Here is a 13,862-nt window from a genome sequence, read left to right as displayed (position 1 = left end):
ACGACTCAGGCGACGCTGACGTATCCGCTCGAGGAGTCGTCTTCGACGAGGAGGTACGTGATCACGCCGTCGGCTGACTGTCGTCCTCGCCGCCACACCCGCTCGTGTCCGCCGGTGGAGTATCCGAGGGCGATCCACTCGGGAGCGTCGGGGTCACGCCGACCGACGACGAACGATACGCTGCCGAGGCCCGTCGAGCACAGCTGCCCCACGAAGCGGCCTTCATCCAGGGCGGTCGGGGGCGTGCGGCACAGGTCCGAGGGGCGGATGTACAGGGTCACGTCGGCCGGGGCCGTCCGCGCCCTCATGCGGAACCTCCGGCACGAGCGCCGAGGTCGGCGAGGTCGCGCAGACCGTGCGCGTCGAGGTAGGTGCGGATCGTGTCGTGGACGATGCGGATCTGCGCCTCATTGCTCATGGCTGCCTGCATGGCGCCCATCGTGGGTGCCGGCTTGCCGCTCACGCGGTCGAGCGCCTCCCAGACGATGTCCTCGCGCGAGCCGCGGCCCATCGAGTGCGGCATCGAACTGAACACCGGATTCGGCTTCCAGCCGGTTCGGGTCTCCTCCATCAGCGGTTCCTCTCATCTCCCACCGGGGCAGACGGATGCGCGCGCATGTGCTCGGCGCGGCGGGCGCGCCGAACACCGCCGTGGGGCGATGAGCCCCGGATGAACGGCGCGCTGTCTGCCGGCCAGGAGCCCCCTGCTTCGAGTGCCATCGGCGATGGCGGGGAGGTTCGGATCCGGCCGTCCGGTTCCCCATGACCGTATCACGTTATTTTGAGTCATTCAAAATAACCGATGTCGCCGCTCGGCTTCCGCGGTCCCGACCGCTGTGGAGGAGTGTCCCGCGTCAGCCGCGCGGGGCGTCGTTCCAGGACCAGATGTCATCTCCGCGCAGCACCGCGTCGGCGCCGCCGTCGCAGTAGATGGTCTGGCCGGCCATGTGGGTGTTGGCCGGGCTCGTCAGCCACACCAGCAGTTCGGCGATGGAAGACGCCGGCTGGTGGTAGTTGAGAGGCATCGGCACCGCGGAGTCGACCTGCGCCAGGCCCTCCGGGTTCCCGAGCAGCCCTGCCGTCATCGGCGTGGTGACGGTGCCGGGGGCGACGGCGTTCAGCGGAATCCCGGCGCCGGCCCAGGCCGGTGTCACGGACTCGCGGCGGACCCAGCGCGACAGTGCACGCTTGCTCGACGAGTAGTTCAGGAATCCGGCCTCCGGCGTGGTCGCGAGCTGGTCGCCGATCGACAGCGCCAGCGTCTCGTCACCGCTCAGCGCCGCATCGACGAGCTCGGCCGACACCGGCTGCAGGGAGGCCATGGACGAGACCACGGCGGCGCGGGGCTGGTCGGCGAGGCTCAACGTCGGCTGGAGTGCTTCCAGGAACTCCGTCACGCCGAAGTAGTTGATGGCCATCGTCTTCGAGATCGGCGCGGCGATGCCGGCACACGCGATGACCGCGTCGATCATGCCGCCGGCGGCCGCGATGGCCGCATCCGCCGCGGCCCTGCGGCCATCGGGGGTCGACAGGTCGCCGGAGACCTCGACGCCGGCGAGGTCCACACCGATCACGGTGTGGCCCTGGGCGCGCAGCAGCTCGGTGGTGGCTGCACCGATGCCGGAGGCGGCGCCGGTGACGATGTACGTGCGTGTCATGTTTCCTCCTGGGTTGATGGGACGGTGTCGGGTGGAACGGGGGAGACCGTCGCTCGAGACGCTCCGGGCAGCGCGACGACGAAACGACTGAGCCTGGTCTGGAAGTCCGCGATCTCATGCGGGGCCCAGCCCGTGAGGACCTCGCTCACCATCTGCTGTCCAGCGGTCACGAGGCGCGCATATGATTCGATGCCGTCATCCGTCAGCTGGACCACGACCGTGCGCCCGGAGCGGATTCGATCGAAGAGCCCCCGTGCGGACATGCGGGAGACGAGTTTCGAAGCGGTCGGGCGTGACAGAGACGCTCGTTCGGCGAGGTCGCTGAAGCCGAGGGAGCCGCCGCCCGCACCGACCGTGTACAGCGCGCGGACCTCGGTGGCATCCAGAGGGGCATCGAGCTCCGCGGCGACCGAGGCCTGCAGGTCGTTGCGACTCCATTCGGCCACCACCCGAACGAGCGAGTCGCGGATGCTCTCGATCTCTCTATCGATCACCATCCTTCGACAATATCACCTCAGTTGCGTGAGGCAACTGTTGAGGCTGCGCATCCGGGAGTGGTGGGCCACCTTCCCCGGGTGCGTTCGGCGAGGATCGAGACTCGACGACGGTCGGACCGTGACGATCACCACGCCCGTGAGCGAGGGGGCCGGACCGTCGACCTCTCGGCCGAGGGTCAGTCCTCCGGAATGACGATCATGCTGAGGCCGACCCGGCGCCGCCCCTCGCCCTGCTCTGTCGTGTACGGCGCGATCAGCGTAGCCAGTCCGGCTTGCAGTTGCTCCAGCGCGACCTCGTCCACATAGAGCGGGACGGAGCCGAAGCCGAGGAAGCCACGCGCGCCCGGAGCCTCCTGGTCGGCGAAGCGGTCGAATCGGCCGGCGAGATCGCCGAGAAAGGTGAGGAACACGGAACGGAGCTGCAGGTCGCTCATCGCCCGCAGCTCGGCCTCCGGCACGTGCGCCATGCGGTCGCCGAGGGTGAGCGTGCGCTCGGTTGTGCCCCGAACTTTCCGCTCTTTCGCCACGGCGAGGACGCCGGCGTCGATGAGGGCGGCGACATGTCGGTAGAGCGTCGGCTGCGACACGTCGGGAATCGCGTCGCGGAGCTCGGCGGTGGTCAGGTCGCGTCCGCCGAGCTGCTGGACGATGCGGATGCGCACGGGGTGCAGGATGACGTCGGCGATCGAAGTCTCTGGGGTCACGGGACGCCTCCATTATTATCACTATGATAATGTTCTCGTTCTGTAGTCAGTTTACGGGAGGGATCAAACATGGCAGCCATCGAGGTCACGGGTCTGACCAAGCGCTACGGCACGGTCGAGGCGGTGTGCGACGCGGTCTTCGCCGCCGAGAAGGGTCGCATCACGGGTCTTCTCGGTGCGAACGGCGCGGGCAAGTCGACGACACTGCGGGTGCTGCTCGGACTGGCCCGCCCCGATGCAGGGTCCGCGTTCATCGACGGCGTCCCTTACCGAGCGCTGCGCGCGCCCGCGCGCACGGTGGGTGCGCTGATCGACATCGCCCGCGCGAACCCGAGGATGACCGCCCGCGCGCATCTGCGCACGTACGCCGCTCTCAGTCGGCTGCCGAAGACGCGTGTCGAGCAGGCTCTCGCCGAAGTCGGCGCTCTCGAGTACGCCGACCGACGCATCGGGACATTCTCGACCGGAATGCGCCAGCGTCTCGGGCTCGCGACCGCCCTCCTCGGAGAGCCCGAGATTCTCGTGCTCGATGAGCCGCTCAACGGACTCGACCCCGCGGGGATCGCCTGGCTCCGCTCCGTCCTCCGCGACTTCGCCGACGCCGGGGGGACGGTTCTGCTGTCGTCGCACGTGCTGAACGAGCTCGAGCACACGGTCGACGACGTCGTGGTGCTCGACCGTGGCCGCGTCCGCTGGTCCGGGACGCTCGCCGAGACCATCTCCGGGCGCGAGTCACTCGAGGGGGCCTTCCTGCAGATCACCCAGGAGGTGGCGGCGTGAGCGTGCTGCGCGGAGAGCTGATCCGCGTCGCCTCGACCCGGTTGCTGCTGTGGACCGCGGTCACGGCCGTGGTGGTCGCCGCCTTCCTCTCCGGGGTGCTCGCGATCATCGGGCCGGAGAACGCCAACCCGCCCATGCCGGGCATCGACACCGCCGAGGGTGCGGGCCTGATCCTCGGCCTCTCCACCATCACCCTGTTCATTCCGGCGCTGATCGGCACGGTGGCGGTGACCGGCGAGTATCGGCATCGCACCATCGGGACGACCTTCTTGGCCGTTCCGCGCCGCGGGCGCGTGCTCGGCGCGAAGCTCGTGGTGTTCGCGCTGGTCGGCCTCGTCTACGGGGTGCTGTCCTCGCTCACGACAGGGCTCGTCCTCGTGGCGGCCGCGGCTGTGCGCGGTGTCCCTCTCGCGATCGGCGTCGATGACCTGCTCCTATCTCTCGGCAAGCTAACGGTCGCCGCGGCGGTGTACGTGCTGCTGGGTGTGGCGATCGGTGCGCTCGCACGCAACCAGATCGTCGCCATCGGCGTCGTGCTCGGGTACTTCTACTTCCTCGAGAACGTGATCATGATCGTCCCCGGAATCAACGCTCTCTACCCGTACCTGCCCGGCGGCGCGACGGCGTCGCTCACGCGCTTCACGTTCCTGACAGATGCGATCTCCGAACAGACTCCGCTCGCCGCCGCCCCGCTCGTGTCGCCGATGCTCGGCGCGTTCATCCTGCTCGGATACACGGCCGTGGGCGCTCTGGTCGCCCTGGCGGTGCCGCTGCGGCGGGACATCGCCTGAGCATGCCCCGCCGCACGTCTCAGCTGAACAGGACGATCACGTAGACGGCGAACGTCACGAGGTGCGCGGCGCCGTGCATCGCAGTCACCCGCTTCGCCGCGAACGTCGTGACCGAGAGCAGCAACGTGACGCCGAGCATGAGCAGGTTCGCCGGCGACTCCGCGAGGACGACCGTCTGACCCGTGAGCATGCCGATGATGAGCACCGCGGGGATGGTGAGGCCCACCGTCGAGACGAGCGCCCCGTGGCACAGGTTGTTGACGCGCTGGGCTTCACCGCCGAGCGCGGCGCGCACCGCCGTGATCGACTCCGGCAGGAACACGATGCCGGCGATGAGCACGCCCGCGAGTGCGACGGGAGCGCCGAGTCGGCCGAGCCCGTCATCGAGCAGCGCCGCCATGTCGTGCGACAGGAGCACGATCGGGACGACGGTGACGACCAGCAGCGCGAGCCGCACGATGACCTCCGTGCGATGCTCCGCGAGCACCTGCCGGATCCCGCTCGTGGCTTCGGCCTTCTCCCGGCGCTCGGCGCTCCGCCGCAGTCGAGGGTCGACCTCGGTGAAGTCGCTCGCCTGCGCGCCCATCTGCCGGTAGAGGAAGAACGCGTACAGCGCGAGGGTCAGCACCACGATGGGGATCTCCTGCGCGGTCGTGTACGACCCGTCCGTGCCGATCAGAGCGGGGAGCCCGAACGCCAGGGCGACGAGCACCACCAGCATCGACAGGTACGCCGAGGTGCCGGTGCGGTTGTGGGCCATGCCGCGGTGGCGGAGCCCGCCGAGGAGGAGCGCCAGGCCGATGACGAGGTTCATGATGATCATCGCGACGGCCATCACCGAGTCTCGGGCGATGGTGGCATGCTCACCCGGTCCGAGCATGACGGCGGAGATCAGGATGACCTCGATCAGCACGATCGAGAGGGTCAGGACGAGGGATCCATAGGGGTCGCCGAGTCGATGGGCGAGGGCTTCCGCCTGCTTCACCACGCCGAACGCGCAGACGAGGATCACGGCGACGATCGCGAGGAGAGCGATCACGAGGACAGGTCCCGGCACCGGTGCGACCAGGACCGGGTGGAGGAAGAGGATCGCGACGAAAGCTCCCCATCCGAGAGCGACGCGGACGATGTCCGTCGGTCCGATCAGCTGTTTCAGTTCCGTGCGTGACATCGCCGGACTCCTTCGAGGTGGGGCCGTCCCCGACTGATGACCACGAGCGGGTCGTCCCGGTCGCAGCGTTGTGTCAACGCACTTTCTGACTCCGCAATCCTAGCAAAAATTTCCCGATCAGGGGGAAATTTGACTTCCGCGGGGCGCTGGCTATGGTCGGAGGTTACGCCAGCCACCGAAGGGGAAGCGAGTAACCATGTCCGGAAAGTCCATCCAGGGTCGCGACAGCAAGAAGGCACCGCAGCTCACGCTCAAGGAGAAGCGTGCGGCGAAGCGGGAGAAGAGCGCACCCGACGAGTTCCTGAAGCCCCGCAAGGGCGCGAAGGGCTGACGGGAATCCAGCCGGCGGCGCGTCGTCCCGGATGCGGATGATGCGCCGCCGGCGTCCGGGCGTCCGGTCATCCGGGTGTCAGCGGAAGACGCGGGTGATGCCGCTTTCGAGCTGCGTGAGCTGGATGAAGAGCACGAAGCGAAAGAGCGGCTTCATCAGCGCGCGGACGATACGACGGCCGCCGCGTCGCGGAGGGGTCAGCCATGTCAGAGTCACGCGGAGTTGCATTCCTCCTGCGGCATGTTCGAGTGCGAACGCCACCGACCGCGGGTTCGAGCGCGCTGCATCGGGGTGGGTGAAGAGCCACTGGATGCTCGTCAGCTCCTCGCGCTGGGCGAGGTGCACGCGCTGGCGCCGAAAGTCATCCTTGACATGCATCGGCTTGCCGTCGGGCATGGTCGTCGCGGTCTCGGCCTCCCACGGCCCGCTCGTCCCGTCGTCCGCATCGACCGCGGCGATGCCCTGGTCCCACTCGGGGATGCGGGCGGGAGTGGACAACAGTGCCCACACTTCCTCGATCGGCGCAGGTACGAAGATCGAGCGGGAACCGGAGAGGTTCTGGTCGGCCGACGGGGAGGGGCCGACGAGGCGAAGCCTCTGCACCTCGTCCAGCCGGGTGCGCAGAGTGTCGGGATCCGCGTCGAGCCGTCGCAGGATCTGGTCGATGAGTCCGCTCGGCTCGTCGACCAGAGCGCGGAGCACGGCCGCCGAGTCGCCGCGGCGCTCTCCGCTCGATGCGTCTTTCAGCACCGTGATCGCGCGATCCGTCCATTCATACCCGCTGGTCTCGTGGAAGACGATGCGACCGGGGCTGTCCGGAGCGGCGGCGATGCCCACGAGACCGAGCTGAGCCGCGTGCTGCGCTGCGACGGCCACGCGCGCCGTCTCCAGGCTGACGCCCATTCCGCGGAGGGTCTGGCCGCCGGTGTCGGGATCGATCGTCAATGCGAGGAGGAGGTGATCGATGTCCGCGTCACGGACGCCGAGCCGGGACGCCTCCTCCATGGCTGCCAGCGAGAGGGTGTGCATCGTGGCGGCCGCCTGCGTGAACCGGCTCACGAGTTCCTCCGGGGAACGGCGATCGTGGGGTCGATCCGCTTCGAATGCTTTTTGTGCACGGCCTGTCTGGTGACGCCCAGGGCATCGGCGACCGCCTGCCAACTCATGCCAGCGCGCAAGGCGGCCTCGACCTGGCGCAGTTCGAGCGTGTCGGCGAGGGTGCGGAGCGATGCGACGGCCCGCAGTCCCGCTCGGGGGTCTGTCGTATCCGCGGCGATCTGCGCGACGTCGAGGGATTCCATGCCGTCAACCTACGTTGCTTACCGGCCGCATGTCAACCTGGGTTGCTCACGCTCGAACCCGGTTACCCCGCCCTGGCGGCGGTGTCAACGGTCCTGCGGCGCTCCGGCATCCGACCCACCCTTGTCTCTCCGACGAAAGGACGCAGCATGTCGATTCCAGAGACCCTCGCGAGTGCGCGGAGAAGTGTGCGATGAGCGGTATCGAGGACCAGGGCGAGCGCCCGGAGAACGTCCGATCCGCGGCCGACGCCGATGCGGATGCGCGGATCGCCGAGCATCTCGCTGAGCGCACGGGTGAAGGCACCGATACCGCGGGGCAGGTTCCGGCCGGCGGAGCCGGTGCCGACTCCGGCGCCGCCGAGACCGTCGGAGTGGAACCCGGATCGAGCGCGTCCATCCCCGACGAATCCACTCACAACGACGAACCGGGCATCGGCACCCGCCGCGCCGACGTCGACGCGGCGAACCGCGACGACGGGGACCCGGGCAGTCGCGCCTGAGCCCCCTCCGCCCTCACACGGTCGACGGATGCAGGACGACCTTGATGCAGTTGTCCTCCTTCTGCTGGAACGTGCGGTAGAGGTCGGGTGCGTCGTCGAGGGGCGCGTGATGGGTGGTCAGGTCCATGACGCCGAGCGGATCGGAAGCGTCCTCCACGAGCGGCAGCAGGTCGTCGACCCAGTTCTTCACATTGCACTGCCCCATCCGCAGCGTGATCTGCTTGTCGAAGAGGGTCTTCATCGGCATGATGTCGGCGTCCCCGGCATACACACCGCTCAGCGACACCGTTCCGCCGCGGCGCACGATATCGATCGAGGCGTAGACGGCGGCGAGCCGGTCGACCCCGGCCTTGTCGAGAACCTGGCGTGCGGCGGGATCGGGCAGTAGTCCGACCGCCTTCTGCATGAACTCGACTCCCGAGTTGCCGTGCGCCTCGAGTCCCACGGCATCCACCACCGAGTCGGCACCGCGCCCCTCGGTCAGATCCCGCAGCTCTTCGACGACGGAGTCCGTCAGGTCGAACGTCTCGATGCCGTGCCGCTCCGCCATCGCCCGACGCTCCGGCACCGGATCGACCGCGAGCACCCGGTACCCGCGATGCCGCCCGACGCGCGACACGAACTGTCCGACCGGTCCGAGGCCCATCACGGCGAGCGTGCCGCCCTCCGGCACCTGCGCGTACTCGACGCCCTGCCAGGCCGTGGGAAGGATGTCGCTGAGGAACAGGTAGCGCTCGTCGGGCAGGTCGGGCCCGACCGGGATGTGGTTGTAATCCGCGAGGGGCACCCGCAGATACTCGGCTTGCCCGCCCGGAACCTGCCCATAGAGCTTGGTGTAACCGAACAGTGCCGCGCCGCTGCCGTACTCCCGCACCTGCGTGGTCTCGCACTGCGACTGCAGTCCGCGGCGGCAGAGGAAGCACTCGCCGCAGGCGATGTTGAAGGGGATCACCACGCGGTCGCCGACCGAGAGGGTCGTGACGCCCGCGCCGACCTCGACGACGACTCCCATGGGTTCGTGACCGAGGATGTCTCCGCGGTCGAGGAAGGGCCCGAGAAGCTCGTACAGGTGCAGGTCCGATCCGCAGATCGCCGAGGATGTGACACGGATGATGGCGTCCGTGGGTTCTTGGATGACCGGATCAGCGACCTCCTCGACCGTCACGCTCCGCTTGCCCTGCCAGGTGAGTGCCTTCATGATCGTCCTCCGTATCGTCGGATGCTGTCGTCCTGTCCAGGGTCGTCGTCGCCGGGCGACCCGCCCACCCGGTTGACAGGCGCGCGCGATCGTGCGGCGTCGCCGATCAGCGGAGTCGTCGCTCAGTGGGAAGGGCCGATCAGTGGAACGGGCAGCTCCGTCCGGAGCCGGACGCCGCGCGAACCCTGCCGCCGGATGCCGGCTTGGTCGGCAGTCGTCGTCGATTCACGTCGAGCCCGGAGTCGAGCACGCGCAGCCGCGGATCGCTCAGCACCGCGATCGCACCGGCGAGCCCGGCGATCACGAGCTTCTCCCCCGGGCAGCGATGCCCGGTCGCGACATCCGCCCCGCCCTGCGGGATGAACGTCCGCACGTCCTCGTAGTCGCCGACCCCGGTGAACCGCTCCGGGGCGAAGCGGTTCGGATGCGCCCAGGACTGCTGGTCTGTGTTCGTGCCGAGGATGTCGAGCACCACGCGCCCGCCAGCGGGAACCTTCACATCACCGATCTCGATGTCCACGAGCGCCCGACCGGGCAGCATCGGCACGAAGAGTCCCGTCCGACGGACCTCCTGGGCGAACAGGGTCGCCAGCTCTCCCCCGACGAGCACGCCGCGCTCCTCGGTCTCGGCGGCGATTCGCTCCCGCCACTCCGGCCGGTCATGCAGCTCCTTCGCCGCGAAGGCGACGAACCGCGCAGCCGCGATCATGGGTCGGATGCTGTTCTGCAGCTCGACGCCGGCGAGTCGCGCCGGCAGGAGCGTGCCGTCAGGGCCACGGTGCGACGCCCACAGCGCGAGCGCCGTGCCGTCCTTGGCGGGCAGCGACCCGGCGCGGACGGCCTCGATGAGATGCATCGAGTGCCGATCGGACCACAGCCGGTTGACGGCCGCGGCGACGAACTCGGGAGAGTGGGGGACGCCGAAGCCGTCGACGATCTGCGCGAGCCGTGCCGCCCACCGTGTCTTGGCGGCCGGCGTTCCGGGAAGGCCCGCCCAGCCCATGATGGCGCGACCGAGCGCACCGACCGCTGCGTCGTACGCGCTGCGCGTGCCGCCGTCGAGCCAGGCCTCGCGCTCCGATTGCCATTCCCGCTCGAGCCACGGAGTGAGGCGCTCGACCTGCGCGTCCTCGTAGGCGACCTCCACGAACGTCGCCTTGCGGTGCCGATGCGCGGCTCCATCGAGGCTGTGCACCGAGCCGTGGCCGAACAGCGTCTCCTGCACGATCGCCGGCATGGCGCCGTGGCGGGCGATGCGGGTCTCGTCGTAGAACAGCTCCACGCCTTCGACTCCGCGCACGAGGGCGGCTTCGTCGCCGAGCAGGCGCATCGGCGCGGAACGGGCGCCGGGTCGCGCGCGACGCCAGATGCGCTCGCCGAAGTCGTAGCCGCGGGTGAGGAGCGAGAGGGAGTCGTCCCGAATGATCGAGGTCGGCGGGTTCGACGCGGGCTTGGCTGATCTGGGGAGCATGGGTCGACCATGACAGGCGGCACCCGGGCATTCCAGGGGGCTGTCGACCGCGACCGAGTGTGCTAGCGCCCGCGCCGGGGCGGTTGTCAAGCACCTCGCCCCACGACATCCTCCGGCACAGGATGGTGCACGAATGGAGGCATGATGGCGACGAACACCCGCGACATGGCGTGCACACCGGATGATGTGTTCCGAGTGCTCGCCAACGGCTGGCTCTATCCGGGATGGGTGGTGGGCGCCTCCCGGATGCGGGATGTGGACGACACCTGGCCCGATCCCGGTGCCCGCCTGCATCACTCCTTCGGCGTCTGGCCCGCCCTCCTGGACGACACGACCTGGGTCGAGGAATGGAACCCGCCGCACCGGGCCGTCCTGCGCGCTCGCGGTTGGCCGGTCGGCGAGGCGCGGGTCACGATCCGCGCGCGCACGATTCCCTCGGGCTGTCAGGTGCGCATCGACGAGGAGCCGGTGAAGGGGCCTGCCACCTTCGTCCCGGCTCTGATCACGACACCGATGCTGCGGTGGCGCAACGCCGAGACGCTGCACCGGTTGGCGTACCTCGCCGAGGCCGGGGCCGGTTGAGTCGGTCTGAGTGACGCTCGGAGCTCACTCCCCCGAGTTCTTCTTGAACTGACGCTCCCAGTCGCGCAGCTCGGAGCGTCCGATGAGCGAGTCGAGCGACACCTGGAAGAGCAGCCCCTTGCGGGCGTTGACCTGCTTGATGTTGTCGACGATCTGGGTGGTCACGGCCGCCAGCGCCTCGCGCACCTCGGCGATCCGCTCCTCCGGGGCATCCCACAGGTCCGGCCGCGTGAGCAGATCGAGCAGATAGTCGCGCTCGAGTGCGGCGACCAGGCGGGCGAGCTTGTCCGAGTACTCCGCCTCGGCCAGCGCGACCTGGTCGGACTCCGCCTTGGCGTCGAGTCGCACGAAGAGCTGCTCGACGTGGGAGGCGAGCGCATCGATGCCTGCGGCCGTCTCCGCCGCCACCGGGTTGTTCGGCAGGTTCGCGTAGTCGACCCGCAGCTCGCGCAGCCGGTCCACCCGCAGTCGGATGCCGGGAGGAACCGGATCCGCCGCGGTCTTCGGCGCGCGACGGCGACGGGCGAGCAGTCCGATCGCCGTGCCGCCGGCCGCGAGCAGGACCGCCCCGCCGATCACCACAGGCAGCAGCCAGTCGGTCCCTCCCCCGGCTTCCACACCCGGAGAAGACGGAGCCTCTTCGACGATCTGCTGCACGGTCTCGACGAGCGCGGTCTGGGTGTCGCCGCCCGCCGCGGCCTCGTTCTCGTTGGCGATCCGCAGCACGTCGTTGCTGTCGATCACGGTAGAGCTCGCCTGCACGTCGTCGCCCACGGCGAGGACGACGGTGGTCTGCGGAACCCGCTCGCTGAGCCGATCGAGCAGTTCCAGGGGGTAGACCGTGCCCAGGTCGGCATCCTCCGGAAGCACCACGACGGCGATCGTCCGGTCTCCCGGCACGGTGGCCAGCAGAGCATCGGTCATCGCCGACTGCCCCTGCACGCCGGGTGCGACGTAGACATCACCGGATTGCAGCGCGGCGATCGCGTCGGTGACCCCGCTCGGGTCGGATGCCGTGGAGCTGATCATTCCCACCTCAGAAGTTGTTGATCACGGAGGCGAAGACGAGGTCGATGCGCTCGGCGTCCGAAGCGTCGAACATCTGGCCGCCCGTGGCATCGGCGATCCGCTGCAGCACCGAGGTGTCGGCCGCTGAGCTGTATGCGATCGGGAAGATGCGCACCGGGGCGTCGGTGCCGCCCTCCTTCGTGCTCTTGCCGATCTTGGCGATCAGCGAGTCGAGCGATGTCGTGGAGTCGGTGTCCTCACCGTCCGAGAGCACCACGATCGCGTTGATCCGTCCCGGCTCGGCCCGCTCGCTCATGGCCTCGTACGCGGTGAGCACCGCGTCGTACAGCGGCGTGCCGTTGCGCTCGGCGTAGCGGAGGTCGTCGAGGGAGGAGTCGAGCTTCTCGCCGTCGGCGCCCAGCGGGGTCACACCGCGGAGCACCTGGATGTGCTCGCCCTCGTCGGAGGAGACACCGGTGGTGAATGCCCAGACGCCGACCTCGTCGGTGGAGCGGAAGTGGTCGAGCGTCGTCTGGGCGCCCTGGATCGCCCCGTCGAGCCGGGAGCGGCCGTCGCCGATCGGCTCGTCCATCGAGCCGGAGATGTCGATGAGCTCGAGCACCGACGAGGGTTTGCGCACCTGCGTCCACTGGTCGATCGCGGTGGAGATCACGTCGACTTCGGGCTTCGGCAGCGTGACGGTGGGTTGTGCGGGATCGACGCCGAAGTTCGCCGTGAACAGGTCGCCCAGCGGGACGGATTCGTCGAGCGGACGGAAGCCGTACTCGGGGAGGATCTTCTGCGCGGCCTCGGTCTGGAGGAAGGCGGCGAAGGCCTCACCTGCTGTGCGCTGCTCGGGCGTCACCCAGTCGGCGCCGAGCACGGTGACGGGGTTGTCCGACCACATCGAGCCGCCCGCGGGGTACACCGCGACCAGCTTGGTCTTCGGCGGGACCAGGGTCTCTCCCGGCTGCACGGTGTGCGAGTCGGGGTTGCCCTTGTTGTAGTTGAGCAGCGAGGTCTCCTCGAGCGCGACCGCCGAGACGTAGGCCGAGCCGTTGGCGCCGTTCTGCGTCTCGTCGTACAGGGTCGACAGCACGTTGCCGGTGGTGTCGCCGTAGTGGATCACGCACTCCTCGAACACGCGGGAGAAGTCGGCCGCGGCATCCACATCCGCCGACGTCAGCCCCTCCGCCTTGCCCGACGCCTCGTACGACTGCATCAGGATGGTCGACAGCCCTGTGGTCGAGGTGTTCGGGTTCGTCTTTGAGATCTTGAAAGCGCCCCAGATGTCCTTCCCCACGCTCCCCCAGCCGTCGGGGTCCTGGCACAGGCCCTCCAGGTCGGTGATGCTGATCGGCTTGTCCGGCCAGCCGAGCGCCTTGGCCATCGGCTCGGGCATCCCGAACACGACGGGTGTGCGCGTGAAGGATGCGGGCGTGCCGACGAGGTTCTGCGAGGCGGCTGCCGCGACGCGGTCGGTCCAGACCGTGGAGGCGGGCGACCACAGGGTCGGCCACAGGGCGCGGTCGTCGCTCGGCCAGTCCTCGCCGGATGTCAGGTAGCGGGCGGCATTGCCGGACGAGACGTTGGTGGGCCGCACGGTGGCGCAGGTGTCGAGCTTCTCGTGCTCCGGGGAGTCTTTGAACGCGGTGGCCAGCTCATCGAGCATGTTGACCTTCTCCGACGAGGTCGCCACGGTGATGTGCGTGCAGCCGTCGTCGGGAAAGCCCTGGCTGCCGTCGGGGGTGGGCTCTTCTCCCCCGCCGGTGCAGGCTGCCAGCACCAGCGCGACGATCGCCGCCGTCGCGAGGGCGACAGGTGTTCGCCGGATGGTGGTCCTTCGTGCGGTGCGAGGCGCGCTCATGCG

General features: G+C 69.1%; 17 protein-coding genes. 5 read left to right on the top strand and 12 right to left on the bottom strand.

All coding sequences use genetic code 11. From position 1 onward, the window contains the following. Positions 1-5: 5 nt before the first annotated feature. The 5 genes from AC6CHX_RS07330 to AC6CHX_RS07310 all read right to left on the bottom strand — a co-directional run bounded on the left by AC6CHX_RS07330 (position 6) and on the right by AC6CHX_RS07310 (position 2,859). The gene (locus AC6CHX_RS07330) at positions 6-308 is read right to left on the bottom strand and encodes a hypothetical protein (RefSeq protein WP_498272264.1); all 303 of its coding nucleotides are present in this window, start codon (positions 306-308) and stop codon (positions 6-8) included. Further along, a complete protein-coding gene (locus AC6CHX_RS07325; protein ID WP_498272263.1) occupies positions 305-571 on the bottom strand; it encodes a hypothetical protein in 267 nt (88 codons plus the stop codon). Before AC6CHX_RS07325 ends, AC6CHX_RS07330 begins: the two co-directional genes overlap by 4 nt. A 283-nt stretch (positions 572-854) precedes the next feature. After that, a complete protein-coding gene (locus AC6CHX_RS07320) occupies positions 855-1,658 on the bottom strand; it encodes an SDR family oxidoreductase (protein WP_498272262.1) in 804 nt (267 codons plus the stop codon). Beyond that, positions 1,655-2,155, bottom strand: a complete 501-nt coding sequence (locus AC6CHX_RS07315) for a MarR family winged helix-turn-helix transcriptional regulator (RefSeq protein ID WP_498272261.1) — start codon at positions 2,153-2,155, stop codon at positions 1,655-1,657. The genes AC6CHX_RS07320 and AC6CHX_RS07315 overlap by 4 nt, the downstream gene beginning before the upstream one ends. Before the next feature lie 176 nt (positions 2,156-2,331). Next, entirely contained in the window at positions 2,332-2,859 is a 528-nt protein-coding gene (locus AC6CHX_RS07310) for a helix-turn-helix domain-containing protein (RefSeq protein WP_498272260.1), read from the bottom strand. A gap of 69 nt (positions 2,860-2,928) precedes the next feature. Between AC6CHX_RS07310 and AC6CHX_RS07305 the strand changes: the two genes are divergently transcribed. After that, entirely contained in the window at positions 2,929-3,639 is a 711-nt protein-coding gene (locus AC6CHX_RS07305; RefSeq protein WP_498272259.1) for an ABC transporter ATP-binding protein, read from the top strand. Continuing rightward, a complete protein-coding gene (locus AC6CHX_RS07300) occupies positions 3,636-4,430 on the top strand; it encodes an ABC transporter permease (protein WP_498272258.1) in 795 nt (264 codons plus the stop codon). The genes AC6CHX_RS07305 and AC6CHX_RS07300 overlap by 4 nt, the downstream gene beginning before the upstream one ends. Positions 4,431-4,449: 19 nt before the next feature. On the opposite strand, the gene AC6CHX_RS07295 is transcribed toward AC6CHX_RS07300, so the two are convergent. Then, positions 4,450-5,601 (bottom strand): calcium:cation antiporter, encoded by a 1,152-nt coding sequence (locus AC6CHX_RS07295; protein ID WP_498272257.1) that lies wholly within the window; start codon positions 5,599-5,601, stop codon positions 4,450-4,452. Positions 5,602-5,797: 196 nt separating this feature from the next. Between AC6CHX_RS07295 and AC6CHX_RS07290 the strand changes: the two genes are divergently transcribed. After that, positions 5,798-5,932 (top strand): hypothetical protein, encoded by a 135-nt coding sequence (locus tag AC6CHX_RS07290; RefSeq protein ID WP_376101801.1) that lies wholly within the window; start codon positions 5,798-5,800, stop codon positions 5,930-5,932. 78 nt (positions 5,933-6,010) lie between these two features. Here AC6CHX_RS07290 and AC6CHX_RS07285 read toward each other — a convergent pair whose 3' ends face one another. Continuing rightward, positions 6,011-6,991, bottom strand: coding sequence for an SRPBCC family protein (locus AC6CHX_RS07285; RefSeq protein WP_498272256.1), 981 nt, complete (start codon positions 6,989-6,991; stop codon positions 6,011-6,013). Continuing rightward, positions 6,988-7,233 carry a hypothetical protein gene (locus tag AC6CHX_RS07280; protein ID WP_498272255.1) on the bottom strand — a complete coding sequence of 82 codons (246 nt, stop codon included), beginning with the start codon at positions 7,231-7,233 and terminating at the stop codon, positions 6,988-6,990. Before AC6CHX_RS07280 ends, AC6CHX_RS07285 begins: the two co-directional genes overlap by 4 nt. A 191-nt stretch (positions 7,234-7,424) precedes the next feature. Between AC6CHX_RS07280 and AC6CHX_RS07275 the strand changes: the two genes are divergently transcribed. Next, complete coding sequence (locus AC6CHX_RS07275) at positions 7,425-7,733, top strand: hypothetical protein (protein WP_498272254.1); 309 nt, start codon at positions 7,425-7,427, stop codon at positions 7,731-7,733. Between the two features lie 13 nt (positions 7,734-7,746). Here the strand turns inward: AC6CHX_RS07275 and AC6CHX_RS07270 are convergent, their stop codons facing one another. Both AC6CHX_RS07270 and AC6CHX_RS07265 read right to left on the bottom strand, forming a co-directional pair. Further along, on the bottom strand, positions 7,747-8,931 hold the full coding sequence (locus AC6CHX_RS07270; RefSeq protein WP_498272253.1) for an alcohol dehydrogenase catalytic domain-containing protein: 1,185 nt from the start codon (positions 8,929-8,931) through the stop codon (positions 7,747-7,749). Positions 8,932-9,070: 139 nt separating this feature from the next. Then, positions 9,071-10,402 (bottom strand): cytochrome P450, encoded by a 1,332-nt coding sequence (locus AC6CHX_RS07265; protein ID WP_498272252.1) that lies wholly within the window; start codon positions 10,400-10,402, stop codon positions 9,071-9,073. 144 nt (positions 10,403-10,546) lie between these two features. Here AC6CHX_RS07265 and AC6CHX_RS07260 point away from each other — a divergent pair, with 144 nt between their 5' ends. Further along, positions 10,547-10,984, top strand: a complete 438-nt coding sequence (locus AC6CHX_RS07260; RefSeq protein ID WP_136042628.1) for an SRPBCC family protein — start codon at positions 10,547-10,549, stop codon at positions 10,982-10,984. Positions 10,985-11,008: 24 nt separating this feature from the next. On the opposite strand, the gene AC6CHX_RS07255 is transcribed toward AC6CHX_RS07260, so the two are convergent. Further along, complete coding sequence (locus AC6CHX_RS07255; RefSeq protein WP_498272251.1) at positions 11,009-12,013, bottom strand: hypothetical protein; 1,005 nt, start codon at positions 12,011-12,013, stop codon at positions 11,009-11,011. Between the two features lie 7 nt (positions 12,014-12,020). Beyond that, positions 12,021-13,859, bottom strand: a complete 1,839-nt coding sequence (locus AC6CHX_RS07250; RefSeq protein ID WP_498272250.1) for a substrate-binding and vWA domain-containing protein — start codon at positions 13,857-13,859, stop codon at positions 12,021-12,023. Positions 13,860-13,862: the final 3 nt, after the last annotated feature.

It is taken from the genome of Microbacterium sp. GQ128, from assembly GCF_059758615.1.
Note: the sequence above shows the minus strand (reverse complement) of the source record. Positions and strands in the feature narration are given on the sequence as shown.

Coding starts and splice junctions, on each gene's coding strand:
- AC6CHX_RS07250 (WP_498272250.1), bottom strand. CDS start 13,859: ATGAGCGCGCCTCGCACCGCACGAAGGACCACCATCCGGCGAACACCT.
- AC6CHX_RS07330 (WP_498272264.1), bottom strand. CDS start 308: ATGAGGGCGCGGACGGCCCCGGCCGACGTGACCCTGTACATCCGCCCC.
- AC6CHX_RS07325 (WP_498272263.1), bottom strand. CDS start 571: ATGGAGGAGACCCGAACCGGCTGGAAGCCGAATCCGGTGTTCAGTTCG.
- AC6CHX_RS07280 (WP_498272255.1), bottom strand. CDS start 7,233: ATGGAATCCCTCGACGTCGCGCAGATCGCCGCGGATACGACAGACCCC.
- AC6CHX_RS07305 (WP_498272259.1), top strand. CDS start 2,929: ATGGCAGCCATCGAGGTCACGGGTCTGACCAAGCGCTACGGCACGGTC.
- AC6CHX_RS07290 (WP_376101801.1), top strand. CDS start 5,798: ATGTCCGGAAAGTCCATCCAGGGTCGCGACAGCAAGAAGGCACCGCAG.
- AC6CHX_RS07275 (WP_498272254.1), top strand. CDS start 7,425: ATGAGCGGTATCGAGGACCAGGGCGAGCGCCCGGAGAACGTCCGATCC.
- AC6CHX_RS07315 (WP_498272261.1), bottom strand. CDS start 2,155: ATGGTGATCGATAGAGAGATCGAGAGCATCCGCGACTCGCTCGTTCGG.
- AC6CHX_RS07260 (WP_136042628.1), top strand. CDS start 10,547: ATGGCGACGAACACCCGCGACATGGCGTGCACACCGGATGATGTGTTC.
- AC6CHX_RS07295 (WP_498272257.1), bottom strand. CDS start 5,601: ATGTCACGCACGGAACTGAAACAGCTGATCGGACCGACGGACATCGTC.
- AC6CHX_RS07265 (WP_498272252.1), bottom strand. CDS start 10,402: ATGCTCCCCAGATCAGCCAAGCCCGCGTCGAACCCGCCGACCTCGATC.
- AC6CHX_RS07255 (WP_498272251.1), bottom strand. CDS start 12,013: ATGATCAGCTCCACGGCATCCGACCCGAGCGGGGTCACCGACGCGATC.
- AC6CHX_RS07320 (WP_498272262.1), bottom strand. CDS start 1,658: ATGACACGCACGTACATCGTCACCGGCGCCGCCTCCGGCATCGGTGCA.
- AC6CHX_RS07270 (WP_498272253.1), bottom strand. CDS start 8,931: ATGAAGGCACTCACCTGGCAGGGCAAGCGGAGCGTGACGGTCGAGGAG.